Source organism: Rhizobium jaguaris, from assembly GCF_003627755.1.
In the GTDB taxonomy this organism is placed as follows: Bacteria; Pseudomonadota; Alphaproteobacteria; order Rhizobiales; family Rhizobiaceae; genus Rhizobium; species Rhizobium jaguaris.
The window spans coordinates 115,345-129,317 of sequence record NZ_CP032697.1; the positions used below are offsets into that span (position 1 = coordinate 115,345).

Annotated in this window: 17 protein-coding genes; 8 read left to right on the top strand and 9 right to left on the bottom strand. The window is 58.5% G+C overall.

All coding sequences use genetic code 11. The features are described from left to right. Nucleotides 1-1,265: 1,265 nt before the first annotated feature. Nucleotides 1,266-2,927 (top strand): ABC transporter ATP-binding protein, encoded by a 1,662-nt coding sequence (locus CCGE525_RS37195; RefSeq protein WP_120709274.1) that lies wholly within the window; start codon nucleotides 1,266-1,268, stop codon nucleotides 2,925-2,927. Nucleotides 2,928-3,384: 457 nt separating this feature from the next. On the opposite strand, the gene CCGE525_RS37200 is transcribed toward CCGE525_RS37195, so the two are convergent. Continuing rightward, nucleotides 3,385-3,687, bottom strand: coding sequence for a hypothetical protein (locus tag CCGE525_RS37200; RefSeq protein WP_120709275.1), 303 nt, complete (start codon nucleotides 3,685-3,687; stop codon nucleotides 3,385-3,387). A 209-nt stretch (nucleotides 3,688-3,896) separates the two neighbouring features. Between CCGE525_RS37200 and CCGE525_RS37205 the strand changes: the two genes are divergently transcribed. Together CCGE525_RS37205 and CCGE525_RS39450 are read left to right on the top strand one after the other, a co-directional pair. Further along, the gene (locus CCGE525_RS37205; protein WP_162950460.1) at nucleotides 3,897-4,076 is read left to right on the top strand and encodes a hypothetical protein; all 180 of its coding nucleotides are present in this window, start codon (nucleotides 3,897-3,899) and stop codon (nucleotides 4,074-4,076) included. Nucleotides 4,077-4,494: 418 nt separating this feature from the next. Continuing rightward, nucleotides 4,495-4,740, top strand: a complete 246-nt coding sequence (locus CCGE525_RS39450; protein WP_120709277.1) for a DUF6074 family protein — start codon at nucleotides 4,495-4,497, stop codon at nucleotides 4,738-4,740. On the opposite strand, the gene CCGE525_RS37220 is transcribed toward CCGE525_RS39450, so the two are convergent. The 8 genes from CCGE525_RS37220 to CCGE525_RS37255 all read right to left on the bottom strand — a co-directional run bounded on the left by CCGE525_RS37220 (nucleotide 4,737) and on the right by CCGE525_RS37255 (nucleotide 9,427). Continuing rightward, nucleotides 4,737-5,834, bottom strand: coding sequence for an IS630 family transposase (locus CCGE525_RS37220; protein WP_120709278.1), 1,098 nt, complete (start codon nucleotides 5,832-5,834; stop codon nucleotides 4,737-4,739). The genes CCGE525_RS39450 and CCGE525_RS37220 overlap by 4 nt on opposite strands. 94 nt (nucleotides 5,835-5,928) lie before the next feature. Further along, nucleotides 5,929-6,390, bottom strand: a complete 462-nt coding sequence (locus tag CCGE525_RS37225) for a thermonuclease family protein (protein ID WP_120709279.1) — start codon at nucleotides 6,388-6,390, stop codon at nucleotides 5,929-5,931. 5 nt (nucleotides 6,391-6,395) lie between these two features. Then, the gene (locus CCGE525_RS37230) at nucleotides 6,396-6,758 is read right to left on the bottom strand and encodes a DUF736 family protein (protein WP_120709280.1); all 363 of its coding nucleotides are present in this window, start codon (nucleotides 6,756-6,758) and stop codon (nucleotides 6,396-6,398) included. Nucleotides 6,759-6,816: 58 nt separating this feature from the next. Beyond that, nucleotides 6,817-7,368 (bottom strand): thermonuclease family protein, encoded by a 552-nt coding sequence (locus CCGE525_RS37235; protein WP_245472524.1) that lies wholly within the window; start codon nucleotides 7,366-7,368, stop codon nucleotides 6,817-6,819. A gap of 26 nt (nucleotides 7,369-7,394) precedes the next feature. Further along, entirely contained in the window at nucleotides 7,395-8,063 is a 669-nt protein-coding gene (locus tag CCGE525_RS37240; RefSeq protein WP_120709282.1) for an acyltransferase, read from the bottom strand. Beyond that, nucleotides 8,060-8,509, bottom strand: a complete 450-nt coding sequence (locus CCGE525_RS37245; protein WP_120709283.1) for a hypothetical protein — start codon at nucleotides 8,507-8,509, stop codon at nucleotides 8,060-8,062. Before CCGE525_RS37245 ends, CCGE525_RS37240 begins: the two co-directional genes overlap by 4 nt. An 18-nt stretch (nucleotides 8,510-8,527) precedes the next feature. Next, nucleotides 8,528-8,908: a hypothetical protein gene (locus CCGE525_RS37250; protein ID WP_120709284.1), complete on the bottom strand. Its 381-nt coding sequence runs from the start codon at nucleotides 8,906-8,908 to the stop codon at nucleotides 8,528-8,530. A gap of 48 nt (nucleotides 8,909-8,956) precedes the next feature. After that, a complete protein-coding gene (locus tag CCGE525_RS37255; RefSeq protein ID WP_245472525.1) occupies nucleotides 8,957-9,427 on the bottom strand; it encodes a hypothetical protein in 471 nt (156 codons plus the stop codon). Nucleotides 9,428-9,509: 82 nt separating this feature from the next. Here CCGE525_RS37255 and CCGE525_RS37260 point away from each other — a divergent pair, with 82 nt between their 5' ends. The 5 genes from CCGE525_RS37260 to CCGE525_RS37280 are packed head-to-tail and all read left to right on the top strand — an operon-like array spanning nucleotide 9,510 to nucleotide 13,966. Beyond that, on the top strand, nucleotides 9,510-10,205 hold the full coding sequence (locus CCGE525_RS37260; protein ID WP_120709286.1) for a lytic transglycosylase domain-containing protein: 696 nt from the start codon (nucleotides 9,510-9,512) through the stop codon (nucleotides 10,203-10,205). Between the two features lie 17 nt (nucleotides 10,206-10,222). Continuing rightward, nucleotides 10,223-10,573: a TrbC/VirB2 family protein gene (locus CCGE525_RS37265; RefSeq protein ID WP_120709287.1), complete on the top strand. Its 351-nt coding sequence runs from the start codon at nucleotides 10,223-10,225 to the stop codon at nucleotides 10,571-10,573. Next, nucleotides 10,573-10,869, top strand: coding sequence for a VirB3 family type IV secretion system protein (locus CCGE525_RS37270; RefSeq protein WP_120709288.1), 297 nt, complete (start codon nucleotides 10,573-10,575; stop codon nucleotides 10,867-10,869). The genes CCGE525_RS37265 and CCGE525_RS37270 overlap by 1 nt, the downstream gene beginning before the upstream one ends. A gap of 11 nt (nucleotides 10,870-10,880) precedes the next feature. Continuing rightward, nucleotides 10,881-13,325 carry a VirB4 family type IV secretion/conjugal transfer ATPase gene (locus CCGE525_RS37275; protein WP_120709289.1) on the top strand — a complete coding sequence of 815 codons (2,445 nt, stop codon included), beginning with the start codon at nucleotides 10,881-10,883 and terminating at the stop codon, nucleotides 13,323-13,325. Beyond that, nucleotides 13,322-13,966: a hypothetical protein gene (locus tag CCGE525_RS37280; protein WP_245472527.1), complete on the top strand. Its 645-nt coding sequence runs from the start codon at nucleotides 13,322-13,324 to the stop codon at nucleotides 13,964-13,966. The genes CCGE525_RS37275 and CCGE525_RS37280 overlap by 4 nt, the downstream gene beginning before the upstream one ends. Nucleotides 13,967-13,973: the final 7 nt, after the last annotated feature.

The following is a 13,973-nucleotide window of genomic DNA, read 5'->3' on the forward strand; positions in this document are numbered from 1 at the left end:
CACAGAAAAAAGTTAATCCTGACTCTCCAAATTAGCCGTTCCGGTTGAGTCAAAATTTTAGACTAACCACGACTTCCACTCTGGGTATGCCTGCGAGTTAGCAGCTCGCCGGAATCCGCGTTTCCCACAGCTTTGCGGGCTACCGGGTTGGACGCCTGTAAGTAGAGCCCAATGCCCCAAGACAGTACACTTTGCCAGATCGATGAACCAATTTATTGTTTAAATCAGGTAGATCTGTCCGGTGAATGCGCTTCGCGCGCTGTGCCTCAGTATCTACGCATAGGGAGGCTGTCGCTCAGGCGACGTGGTGGTTCCGGGTCTTTTCGGCCTCGCCAGCCCTTTCAGAGCCTATGGCAGCAGTTTGTATAGGGGGAACTGGAAGGCCGGCGATGCGGGCAATGACGTCGGCGACCTAAGCTTTCCGGTCGATTTTGTCGAGGACAGGTCATGATGAAGATGAGCATTATTGTGGCACGGCCGCCGTGGCTAGCCTTCTCATAGCACGCGGAAAGGGAGTGTTGGCGCAAGAGATCCAGCTCATTCTCGTTGCTACGTCACTCTGCCAGTTGACAGCAGGTCACCGCCGCTTGGGCCCATGCCCCCTCAGCAGCTTTCCCTTATGCCACTTTTCAGAATTGTGAGAGCATGTCCAAAAAAAATCTAACTCAGGTTTTACGAAATGCGCCAAGCGGTGATCGTAAGGCGGGTTTCGTTGTCCGCGGCTAATCGAAGTCCAACCTACCGGTTGCGGACTGACGTTTTTCCGGCATCATTAAGACATGAGATAAGATCTGTCGTGAGGTCCGATGTTCGCAAGTGAAAGGACGATCGTAGATTGAGAGTGCCAGTGGCGACGGCGTTAGCGTCGTTATTCTCATTCGACCCAATGCAGAGCTAGGGAAGGCGACCATCACGGGGATGCAGAAGCGAAAAAGAAGGCCAAAGCGACACCCTATTTGGGAAGTTGACGGCACAATTACCGACCGGCCTGACCGAAACTATGCGGCGCAGCTTCATTTCTGCAAGAAGGTCTCTCCGCGGGAATTTTTGTCAGTCAGGTCAATGAATTCAGTTTTGCTCGACTATTCTCAGCCGATGGTGTCCAAGCTTCGGTCATCAGGTGCATTTCCTCTCAATTTGCGCGGCCGGCCACGGTGACTTCGCTTCTATATGTAACGCGGCTGCACAGTACCTATCGGCTGGAACGTTGACTATAGCTCGAGTGTTGCAACGAACGATCCATTCTCAGCCAAGCGGAGGGGTCTATGAAAGAGGTCCGGCCACCGATCATACCTATCGTGCGTTCGCTTCTGATCGACTATTGGCGAGATGCTCGCGGAACCACGATAATTGTGATCCTCGTAACTTTGATCGGTGCCAGTGCTTCGATCGCTACGCCATATCTCTTTTCATATGCGGTGGACGAACTCTCAAGGGCAACGGACGCAGGTGTCGCTCTGGAAACCCTTCTGCTTTATGCTGTCGTCTTCGGTGTGGCGGCTGCGTTCAGCCAAGCTTCTCGCTTTCTTATATTTATGTGCGCTGAGCGGTTGTGCTTCGTTGCCAACTTAGCGTTCTTCGTCCGCCTACTTCGCAAGACCCACACATTCTTTCTAAATCACAGTGCCACCGAGATCGGCGCGGCTCGGCAACAGGGCGAGCAGACACTCAACATTATAACGGAGCTCATTGTCGGCGGTCTTCTGCCTGGGTTCGTGCAGATCACCTTGAGTGCCGCGCTTCTCGCCCATTTGGTAAGCTGGGAGATCGCCCTTATCGTCCTCGCCTACGGTGTCATCGTGATCGTCTTAGACTATGTGAGGGTAGGACGCGTAAATCTCTTTCTAGATGCGGCGACAGAGCGTAGCCAAGAGAACGCAAGTCTCGTCGGCAATGCTGTCACCATTATCGACACCCTGCGCCAGACGCGGGGGGAATCGTGGATGACGGCGAGATTCGCGAAGGGTGCCGCGGACGCCTACATCAACTGGCGACGATACGCATTGGTTAGTAGCGGCTTTTCTATAATCCTCGGGATGGTCGCATCGCTTCAGCTTGCGGTGACTTTCCTAATCCTCGTGCCACGTTATCAAGCAAAATTCCTCTCTATTGGCGATATCGTGCTGTTCAATACGCTTCTGATCCAGCTCAACGAACCATTTCACCTCGTAGGAATGGCGATTAAGGAGACGGTTGAGGCCGCGGCACGGTTTCGCCCGCTGGCGAAGATGTGGATCGCTTCGGAAGCCGCAGAGCCCGCCAATGCTGCTTCTTACCATCCTTCGCAAGGCTCGCTCATTTTCGAGAACGTTACTTTCCGGTACCCGAACGGACGTGGCATATCCAACCTCTCCTTCACCGTTCGGCGGGGAACGCCAACCTTTCTCGTAGGCGAAACCGGCTCGGGCAAGTCTACCGTTCTCCGATTGCTGTTAAAGGGACTTGAACCAATGGAGGGCAGAATTTTGGCAGATGGAGGCGACATCGCGCGCATTTCAAGCGATGACTGGTTCGCCCATCTCGGTGTCGTGCCGCAGGATGTGACGCTCTTAAACGATACGCTATTGGTCAATATTGTGCTGGGGCGTCCGTTTGATCCTGATCGGTTGCGCAAGGTGGCGAAAGAGGCATCAATCCTGTCCCGTATTGATGCTATGCCACAGGGATTCGAGACCATTGTGGGTGAGCGCGGAATGAAATTATCCGGCGGCGAACGCCAACGCATCGCTATCGCGAGAGCCCTCTATGGTGAGCCCTCCATCCTCGTTCTTGACGAAGCTGGGTCGGCGCTCGACGACGACACCGAGCAGCAGATAATGGACGGGCTTCGAGATCTGGCGGGCGACCTCACCATCGTCGCTGTGACACATCGAATGTCTTCGATTCGTCCCGGCGATCAAATCGTTCGCTTGTCTCGCCACTTTTGAGGAAGTTGATCGAATGAAGGAGTTTCGTGCCAACCCTCACGGGATTCCCAAAAGCTAACGAATCTGAATCGATGGCGCAAACGGGAGGTTTGCGATGGGTTCGGCGATTTCGTTGCGGCAGGACTTTGATGGAGATGGGCTGCGTCTTCTGGCAGGGGGCCAAAGGATGTCAGCCAAGCCCGTCGGCTTCTTGCACTTGTTTATGCGCCGCCGGTATACCGGCTCCAGCGCGAGCGGTCCCTGTCCACGTCAAGCCCGCACAGCGTGAACTTCTCTGGCAAGGAACCAGCGGCTGCGGACCGTCAAACCATCATGGTGCCGGGCGGTGAAGAGGACGATGAGGAGGTATCAGCCTCGCTGAATGAGGCTGATCTTGTCGGTACTGAATCGAGTGCGAGCGACACAACCGGCCGAGGTCGACTCTTTAGGTCAGGATGCCAGATAACCACTATTAAGATCACGTCACGTCGATCGTCTCGATGATCTCGTAGCGGTGGACGATTGCGCCCACCCCGTCATTGAGCAACGCCAGTATTGCCGCTTCCGTCATGGGAATCGTTTCGATCCTTTCGAGGCAAATAGCCGTGGGGCCAGTTTCATCGTCTTCCGCAATCTCGTCCCGCACCTCCAGCAAATCGCGTTTGGCTGATTCCACATCCTCGAAAAACTGATCGGCACGGTCGCGATCATTCCAGCGTGCTTCACCAAGATTGGCGGCGGTGGTGTAGGTGTAGAGCGTAAGGGTGGGCGCTGTCTGCATCGGTCTCTCCTGTGAGAATATGTTCTGACAGCGCCAGACGGTAGGCATATTGCTGCCTTGGGCAATACGGTGAATTCGCAGTAGTGATGCGGCTCTACCGGTCGCAAAAAATCCCCTTGCGCCACCGTCGTTTCCGTCGGGCGACCTCTTGAGGCGCCGGCGAGCGGTCCCACGATTGGGTCTCAGGGATGCCATAGAGGGCGATGGACTTGTACCATCCCGAAGCGGACACGGCGTTCTATGAGGAATGCTGCGCCGGCCTCCTGCTGCTTGTGAAAGAAATGAATGTACGCGTCTCGCCGCTCACCCAGGCAGAGCGCGAGAGCGTGCCCGCCCTGTTAGAAGAGACGGATCGATTTGCTAAGCAGATCCGCGAAGGCAGAGCTTAGTGAAAACGCGGCGCTGATCTCCGGCGCCAATTTGCACCCTCACGCTTAGGTCGGCATCGATCTGTCAAGTCATCGTTCTAGGCGCAAGCTCGTTGCATCGCTAATCCAATCCAGCCGCTGAATAGTCACTATGGACCTTGCTTAGGCGGACAGGGGGCAATGGCTTCGTCCGTCGGCCGCGCATATCACCGAAGCTCCGATAGATGTTGCGGAGTCCTGCATTGTGGTCCTGATAGTGGCCCGTCAGCTATGAAAATTACTCGGAAGCCGCTGGGATAGGCGTCTCGCGCCGAAGACTCACAGCAGAAGGCAGCCGGTTAGTTCGAGGCGAGATGCACGGCTGGTTCACCATTTGTCAAGATCCGGCGGCAATGCTGGGCCATCCTCAGGTGATTCGAGTTACAAGGACGAAGACACCATGACCGTTGTACAGTTCCCTGCCGATCGGCGCACAGCCGAAGTCAAACGATGCGCAGAAGTCCTCCAGCGCCTTCATGGTGAGGAAGCCAACGGGTTCTGGCGGTCGGAGATAGCTGCGTTTGCCGCAGCGCTCTCACGGCAGGGTATGGCAGAGGAGGAAATCTCGTGGCAAGCGAGCCGCTTCATGCATGCGGTCCAGATGGAATTACAACTCACCTGTGCGGTGTCTGAAGCAAGGAGCTAGTCACCCGAATCTGAAGTTCGGCTCATTGTTTTTTGGCAGAATCGCTTGACCGAGGCGAGGATTTGGTCGGCGGATTTCACCCATCTGTATGGCTTTGGATTCTCGTTGTGCGTTGTAATGAACGCTTCGATGTCGGCCTCCAGCTCTGCGGTGGAACGATGAACGCCGCGTTGCAACTGCTTGCGCGTCAGCTCTGCAAACCACCGCTCGACCTGATTGATCCAGGAGGCGGACGTTGGCGTGAAGTGAACATGCCAGTGCGGGCGGCGTGCGAGCCAGGCCTTGATCCTCGGCGTCTTGTGGGTCGCATAGTTGTCCATCACCAGATGCACGTCCGGCCCTTTGGGCATCTCGGCGTCAATCCGCTTCAAGAAGTCGAGGAATTCGGTCGCCCGGTGACGTTTGTAGCACTGGCCGATCACCGCGCCAGTCGCAACGTCGAGCGCGGCGAACAGGGATGTCGTGCCGTTGCGGACATAGGTATGGGTGCGCCGCTCGGCTACGCCCGGCGCCATGGGCAGAACCGGCTGCTCGCGATCCAGCGCCTGGATTTGCGATTTCTCATCCACGCATAGCACGACAGCCCGGTTTGGCGGCGACATATACAGGCCGACAATGTCCTGCACCTTGTCGACGAACAGCGGATCGGAAGACAGCTTGAATGTCTCCGAGCGATGCGGCTGTAAACCAAATGCGGTCCAGATCCGACGGATGGTGGTGTGCGACAGCCCGCTGTCGGCTGCCATCGAGCGGATAGACCAGTGCGTGGCATCCTTCGGAGTGGTGTTCAACGTACGTTCGATGACTTCGGCGACCTGCGCGTCAGAGACGGTTCGTGGCCGACCTGCGCGATATTCGTCAGTCAGCCCGTCAATGCCATCCCGCGCGAACCGGCGACGCCATTTGCCAACCGTATGTTCGTGGACACCGAGGCGTTCGGCAACATCCTTGCTCTCCAGGCCCTCTGCACACAACAGGACTATCCGGCATCGATCCGACAGCGAGCGAGGTGCTGTATGCCGACGCACCTGAGATTCAAGGAAATTCCTATCCCCGTCACTCAGGACCACGATGTCTGCTCGCCTGCCCACCATCAATCAAACTCCTGCCGTTGCTGCAGAAGCATAACAAATGATGCCTACTTTAGTTCCGGGTGACTAGCTTACCGAAAATTGAAGGGCGCCTGTATCAGCACCAGGATCGATGCCGCGGCTCCCACGGGAAGGCAAGGCCTTCACGAACGAGCCTGTGACCGAGATCGCGACGGTCAACCGAAACGAAGGCGATCGAGTCTCCTCGACGATCCGTGTTGACGCGGGCCATCGTGAATGTCGAACCGTTCAGGAGCCGACCAAGCCTGTCTGTCGCCTGATCTGCCCGTTCCCTCTCCCTGACGCATCGCGCCTGCCTGTTCGGCGCATCGATGTTGGCGATCCGAACCTGTTCGCGATGATTGCCCCATCGGTTGATGACGAATGTGTCGCCACTGGCGATCTGCAACGTGACCGGTTCGCATGCGCTGTTTTCGCAATAGGTCGCGTGGACACTAAACGAGATAAAGGCCGATCGCGGCCCTGCGTCCGCTGGCGCGGCGGTGACGAGCGAATACAGCGCCGCGGCGACCGCCGAGAACTTGCGCATTCTCTCCATGGTGATCAATCCCAGGGAATGATGGCCATGAGGTCTTCGTCATCCTGACCGGGATAGCGGCCCCGCGACAAATGCTGGGCATTTGCGCTTAGATTGGCGTTGAGGCGGCCGTAGCCGGTGTTGACGGAGAGGGTAAAATAGTCGCCACCACTCTGGTTCTGCTTCTTCCAGATGCCGCCGATCTCCACCCGTTTACCGCGCGGGCTTTTGGCGAACAGGCGGTAGACGGGAGCTTTTGCGTTGGCGCTTTCATACTCTTCGCCGGAGATGTCGAGATCGTAGGCGATCGAAGCGATGTTGCCACTGAGGCTTTTGCCGTCACCGGCAAACCGGACGTAATTCGTCAACTCTGTCGCATTTGCAGCCATTTAAGCATTCTCCTTTGGTTTGGATGGAGCGTGTGCCGCCAGGCGGCCGAAGGGAGGATCATCCAGGCTTCCTTGATCGCGAAAGCAGCACCCGATTGGGATGCGGCATGTCGGGATAGGCCCAAAGGCCGACACGCGACTGCTCTGCGATCCCCTCTTCGATGCTGTAAGGCAGGTAGACCGGCTTGCCGGTGGTTTCGAGGGCGGCGAAGGCAAAACCTCGGGTGATCAGCATGGCGCCAAGGTCGAGCGCGTTGTTGCCGATGTGAGCCGAGCAGATGACGAGGATAGTGGACGGCTGGCCGGACGCCGGTGCCATCACTTGCGCGACTGGTGCGCATGTCGGTTTGGTATCCTTGACGATCGCCGCCAGCATCGCCAGCGACACGGCGCCGCAATCCTGCCTTTGCCCTGCCTGGTCGGTATAGGTAGCTCCGCGGATACAGGCCTGCACGCCGTATAGCCGCATAGTCTGCCCGGCTTGTTGCCAACTGTCGCCCGTTAGAAACGTTACGCCCGACAGCGGAACGGCAAAGACAAGGGACGAAGGCTGCGGCGCCTGCGCATTGGCAGACGCGCAGAACGCCAACAGGACCGCGGTATGACACACTTTTCCGGCTCCGATGTGGCTTGTTTTCATTTCTGCACCTCGTTTGCCGCCACCGGAGTGCAGTCGACACCATCATTGGAGTTGGTGATGCAGCCGACATTGTAGCCGGCGCCGGAGATCAGATAACTGCAAACGCTGGTACCGGCGCCGTCGCGCGTGCCGGCCGCGTTGCAGTCGAGGCCGGATTTGGCGAGATTGGAAAGCTTGCCGCCTGAGCCGCAGCCGAACTGGCAGGCCTTGAGGATCGAGGATTGCGAGATGTTGGCGCAGGTACCCTGGTAGCAGACCTGTTGCCCGATCAGGCTTGTGAGGCCGTTTTTCTGAGCCGCGTACCACTGACTGCGTTCATAACGTTGCCAGGCGGCGACCTGCGCCGACGGGCTGTTCAAAAAATCCTCGCGCGAGCCATCCCAATAGGCCTGCAGCGTTCCGCTGTCGCAGAACTGAAACGCACCGTAACAGCGGGTGCCGTTGACGACGGGGGAAATGCTCGCGAAGTTTCCTTCGCTTTGACTGACGTTTGAGGCGTATTCGGCGCATTCGGCTGGCATGCCGGCGGCGAGAAGGCTGACCGCACTTTCCCCGGCGAAAGTCAGCGTTGCAACAAAGCCGATGGCGAGGCCCAGATTAGCAAAAAGGTCTTTCTGGTTCGGCAGCCATTGGGACCAAGCATTCGATAAGGCGGCAGCCGTCATTTGATCGGCCCCACATCATAGGACCCGGCAAAGGCCTTGCCATTCTCGCTGATCTCGGAAGTGGTGAGCTTTTTCAAATCCGCCGACAGGATGGCAGTTCCACCCAGCGGCATTTGTGGATTTGCCATCTTGACCGGCGGCACACCATCTTTGATGAGCAAAAGCAAGGCCGTGCACATACCCTGCAGATTGCAATCGCCATTGGTCTGCGTGAGCAGCCAGGTTCCTGATGGGGTGGCGACGCGGGCGGTGTAGATGTTCGCAGTCCCCGCCATCTGCCTGGCATCGGCGAGATCGCTGTCTGTCCAGACGCCGTCCGGATCCTGGGCGGCGTCTTTCGTGGTGAGTTTCAGCGTGAGCTTGTAGCCGTCCTGGGCAAAGGCGCCGTCGGAAATGGCGGCACTCAGTGCCAAGGTCACGGCGAACAGAGCAGATGTTCGTTTCATAAAAATGTCCTGTGGAAGTCAGCGGGAGAGATGACGGCCGATAGACCGAGACTTGTCGATGAGCGCGGCAAACAATGTGGTGATGAGGCGTGCGAGACGAACCGGCTGCGCCAGCAAGCTGCGCAGAAATCGGTAGGTGGCGCGAACAACGAGACCGGCGAATTTGAAGAGGTAGATCGCCACGGCGCAGCAAAACCCGATCAGCACCGCGTTGAACAGCAGGTAAAACGCCAGCACGAGCACGGTATAGGCGAGATTGTCCAGGGGATGGACATAGACCTGCTGCGCCTCGGCCGTGACCCAAACTCCGCCGATCGTGGCAATGCCAGCGACCACGATGATCGCGATGACGATCTCGGTGGGGCCAAGCCGCTGAATGAACCAGATCTCCTTGCGCATGTCCCTTACCTTTCTTCAACCTCTGCGGCTCATGCCGATGCCTGCGTCTCACGGACTGAGATCGAACCAGGCCCGCGTCGTCGTCCCGCCCGGCTGCCGGATGTCGAAATAATAAGGCTTTTCCCTCAGCGTCCGCGGCTTGCGATCGAGCTCGATGCGCTCGCCACGCTCGGTCGTAAACTTGGAGCAGTAGCTCTCCGAATTGCCGCCATGGCCGGACTGGACTTCGGCTTCCGAATAGCCGGCCGGGCAATCCTCAAAGGCCTCGTATCCGGGCGCGCCGGTACCGGCGCCCGTGCAGACCGGCCAGGAAAAGCCCGGCAGCGCCATGGCGGCAATCAGCTTTTCCATTGGCGGCACGCAATAGGGAATGCCGTGCCAACTGGGCGTCTGCGCGGCCACACACAACACGATCTGGCAGCCCCAATCCGCATCGGCGGCTTGCGCCAGCGTTTGCCCGGAAAGCCACGCGGCAAGCGCGGATGAGGCAAAGAGACCGCACCGAGTGACGACAGACATAGGCATTCCTTTTCTTTTACGAAGTCACTTGCACATGGATCATGATTTTATATATATGAACAATATAAACCGGAAACGCCAGATGTCCAGAGCCCCCGCACACATTGCTTTCCTGCTTGCTAGCCTCGTTGTCCCATCGATCACGCGCGCAGATGACCTCAAGCCAATTGCGGCTCCTACCGTAGCCTCCACCGCGTGCCGCGACGGCGCCGTGGAGCCGGACACTATCAAGCAGCTGATCGTCAAAGAGGCCGCACGGCAAGGCGTTGATAGTCGACTGGCACTCGCCATCGCCGAACAGGAGTCCGGCTTCGGCAGCCGCGTCAATTCGCCGGCCGGCGCGCGTGGGGTCATGCAGCTGATGCCGGCGACCGCGGCGCGCTACGACGTGTCTGACATCTGCGATGCGGCAGACAACATCCGCGGCGGCGTCAGTTATCTCAAGGATCTGACCGCGATGTTCGGCGGTAATATCATGCTTGTGGTTGCTGCGTACAATGCCGGAGAAGCCCGCGTAGTTGCAGCGCGTGGTGTGCCATCGATCGGTGAGACCGTGTCTTATACGGCCCTCGTCACCAATGCCTACTACGGCTTCGACAATGTCTTGAGCGGCAGGCGAGCAGGGCGGGTTGTTCGGCCCGACTCTTTGGCTCGTTCGTCCGGCGTCGATTTGCTGGCGGCAACGCCACCGTCAGACAAACCCATTCCGATCAATCAAACAAGGGCTGATACCGGCGGTCACGACTGGATCGGCGGCTCGGTCCTCTACGTGCAATAGACAACAAGGAGCATGGCATGAAGACAAAATTCTTTGATCTGGCCCGGTCGGTCTCTCGGCGCTCGCTCAACGTCAAAGCTTTCGCGTTGGCCGGAATTGCTGTTGCAATATCGACGGGCAATGCCGATTTGGCCTATGCCGCCGGCGACATCTTTCAGCCGATCAATTCGGTCTTCACTACCCTCCTCAATTTCATGACCGGAACCTTTGCGACGACGTCAGCGACGATCGCCTGCGCGGCCGTCGGTTATATGGCGCTCACCAGCCGCATCCCCTGGAGCTGGTGCTTCTCAATTATCGTCGGCATCGCCTTCATCTTCGGCGGTGCCCAGCTCGTCCAGTCCGTGTCCTCCGGATTGGGTGGCTGATGAGCGGGACCCAGGCAAAGGCGGAGGTGGCGCCCCTCGTTCTCGGCCTCACTCGGCCGCGGATGTTCTGGGGCGTGCCGATCGGTCTTTTTGTCGGGGAAATGATGATCGTCGTCATGACCTTCCTCAACACCAAGAACCTCGCCATGTTCTTGCTGTTCCTGCCCTTGCACGCGCTTTCCTACGTGATCACCGTGCGCGATCCCCATCTGCCGAACGTCGTTCGGGTCCGGATCGCCAAATGCCCGTGGACGAAGAACCGTCACTTCTGGGGCGGCAATTCCTATGAGCCGTAACGGAGTTTTCCATGCAAAGGGCGGTTCGCAGAAATCTTCGATTTGGCGCCGAGATCGGCCGGGAAAAGCCGATATCCGCCCACATTCCCTATCTCAGGCATGTCGATGAAGAAACCTTGCGGACCAAGGACGGCATGCTGCTGTCGGTGATCAAGATCGACGGCTTCTGCCATCAGACGGCCGACCAGGAGATCATCGACGTCGAGGCGACGGTGCGCAACACGCTGATCCGGGCGCTCGCCGACAGCCGCTTTGCCGTCTACTCCCATATTGTCCGCCGACGCATCCCGCCGAATATCGGCGGCGAGTTCGATATCCCCTTCTGCCGGGATCTCGACGAGCGCTATCGGATGGGTCTCGCCGACAGTCGCATGTACACGAACGAGCTCTATCTGACGGTCATCCGCCGCGGCTTCCAGGGCAAGGTCGGTCTTGCTGATGCGTTGCTGTCGCGCTTCCGCAAGGCAGCCGGTGTCTCCGAACAGGCACTCGATCGTGAGGCGCGTCAGGAGCTGCGCCAGCATCTCGCCAATATCGTCAAGGGAATGGAAGGCTACGGCGCCAGGATCCTGAAGGCGGTGGTTCGCGATCACAGTGTCGCGTCCGAGTTGCTTGAGTTTCTGGCCATGCTGTTGAATGGCGGCCAGCCCGTCAACATGGCTCTCCCCCGCATGGCGCTCGACGAATATCTGCCGACCCGGCGCATTACCTTCGGTCGGCGCCTGCTGGAGATGCGTGGCGGTAGCGATAACGAGACCCGCTTTGGGGCGATGTTGTCGATCCGCGAATACGCACCCTATACGGCAGCCGGCATGATCGACGGGCTGCTAAAGATCCCGGGCGAGTTCGTCCTCTCGCAAAGCTTTTCCTTGGCCGACCGTGCGCCGATTCTCTCCGAGATGGATCGCATCGAGCGACAGATCAGCGTCTCGGACGAGCGCGGCACGAGCCTCGAAAGCGCAATTTCGATTGCCAGGGACGAGTTGGTCAATGGCCGGGCTGTGATGGGCTACCACCATCTTTCCGTCATGGCGCTCGGCAATTCCATCAAGGAAACCGAGACCAGTGCCCAGGCGATCACCAAGGAACTGCAGCACGCCGGCATGGTGGTGGTGCGCGAGGACCTGAATGCCGAACCGGCCTTCTTCGCGCAGCTGCCCGGAAACTTTGCCTATATAGCCCGGCGGGCGCTGATCTCGTCGCGGAATTTCTGCGGGTTGGCTTCCTTTCATAATTTTGCGCTCGGCAAGCCCAGCGGCAATTATTGGGGACCGGCGATCTCGCTGCTGCAGACCACGTCGATGACGCCGTATTTCTTCAATTTCCATAAGGGCGAGGTCGGCAATTTTATCGTCACCGGCCCGACAGGCTCCGGCAAGACGGTGGCGCTACTGTTTTTGCTGGCGCAGGCGATGCGAGTCAGACCGCAGCCGCGTTTTGCCTTCTTCGACAAGGACCGCGGTGGCGAGATTTTTATTCGTGCCTGTGGTGGCCAATATGAAGTGCTGCAGCCTGGCATTCCGACCGGCTTCAATCCGCTGCAGCTCGAAGATAACCCCGACAACAGGTCTTTTGTCTATGAGCTGTTAAGCTACATCGTCCGCCCGAGGGACGAGGCGGAAAAGCTCGGTCCCGAACAGGAAAAGATCCTCGCCCGCGCCGTCGGGCAGATTTTTGACGTGCCGATCCGCGAGCGTCTGTTCTCCGACGTTGTCCATCTGCTCCGCGGCGGCGAAGTCGCCGGCCGTGACGATCTCGCCTCGCGCTTTGAGGCCTGGTGCGACACGCGCGGATGGTTGTTCGACAATCCCGTGGACCTTTGGGATACCGACCGCGGTATTTTTGGTTTCGATCTGACTGCGGTCCTCGATGATCCTGAGATCAGAACGGCCGCACTTGGTTATATCTTCTTCCGCGCCGGCCAGATGCTCGATGGTATCAGGCCGATGATGCTTTTCGTCGACGAAGGCTGGAAAGTCGTCAGCGACGACAAGGCCGGCGCCTTCATCAACGATCAGCTCAAAACCATCCGCAAGAAAAACGGCATTGTTGGCATCGGCACGCAGTCGCCGCGCGATATCACGACGTCGCCGATCGCGCACACGCTGCTCGAGCAAAGCCCGACGAATATCTTTTTCCCCAACCCAAAGGCCGATCGCGACAGTTATGTCAGAGGATTTGGTCTCTCGGAGGTCGAGTTCGAGTGGGTGAAATCCACGTCCTCGACCAGCCGCCAGTTCCTGGTCAAACATGACCATGACAGCGTCATTGCCCGCCTCGATCTCTCAGCGCTGCCCGAGTTTATCAAGGTTTTGTCCGGCCGCGCCGAAACCGTTGCGGAATGTGAGCGGCTGCGCCGGCGTTACGGCGATGCCCCGGAACATTGGCTGCCGTATTTCTGCGGCTGGGCTCAGGAGCCTTCCAGTGCCTTCGAACCGATGGGGGACGAGCCATGACCAGACGCCCGCTCAGCCATCTCGTTCACTTGCTGCTGCTGACGACGAGCACCCTCCCCTCACCTGCTCAGGCGCAGGTGCCGGTCAATGATGCGGCGCGGACCACTCAAGAGACGAACACCGCCGTCTGCATGCAACGCGCTCGGACCTTCAAGCAATCATCCGTGTCGCCCTCGCGCAGTGTGACAAACAGCGTGACAACGAAGAATGACCTTGCCGGCATGCAGCAGGTCAGTGGCGCCAGCGTCTCCGGATCGCCACTCTCCGGAACCGCGATTGGCAATGCCGACCTGTCGATCCTTCTGGCCTTCGGCCAAGGTATCCAGGCCCTTAAAACCAAAAATGTCGGCCAGGCGGTGAGCGGCATGGCGGCGGTCACATCCGCGATCACCGCAAATACTGCGACGTTGAAGACCCAGGCAACCACAATCGGCACGGCCAATTCGCTGCAGGGCGCCTTCGACCAGAATACCACGGCGCGCCTGTCCGGGGCTCAGGTCTGGAACCAGGCGATCCAGGCAACGACCACCACCGTCCAATTGCGCAACCAGCATCTGATCGATCAGGCGGCGGCCGAAAGCGCTGCGTCGAAAGTCATGACCTACGATCCCGGCGCGGTGTCGTTTGTCGGCAGCCAATAAACAGGAG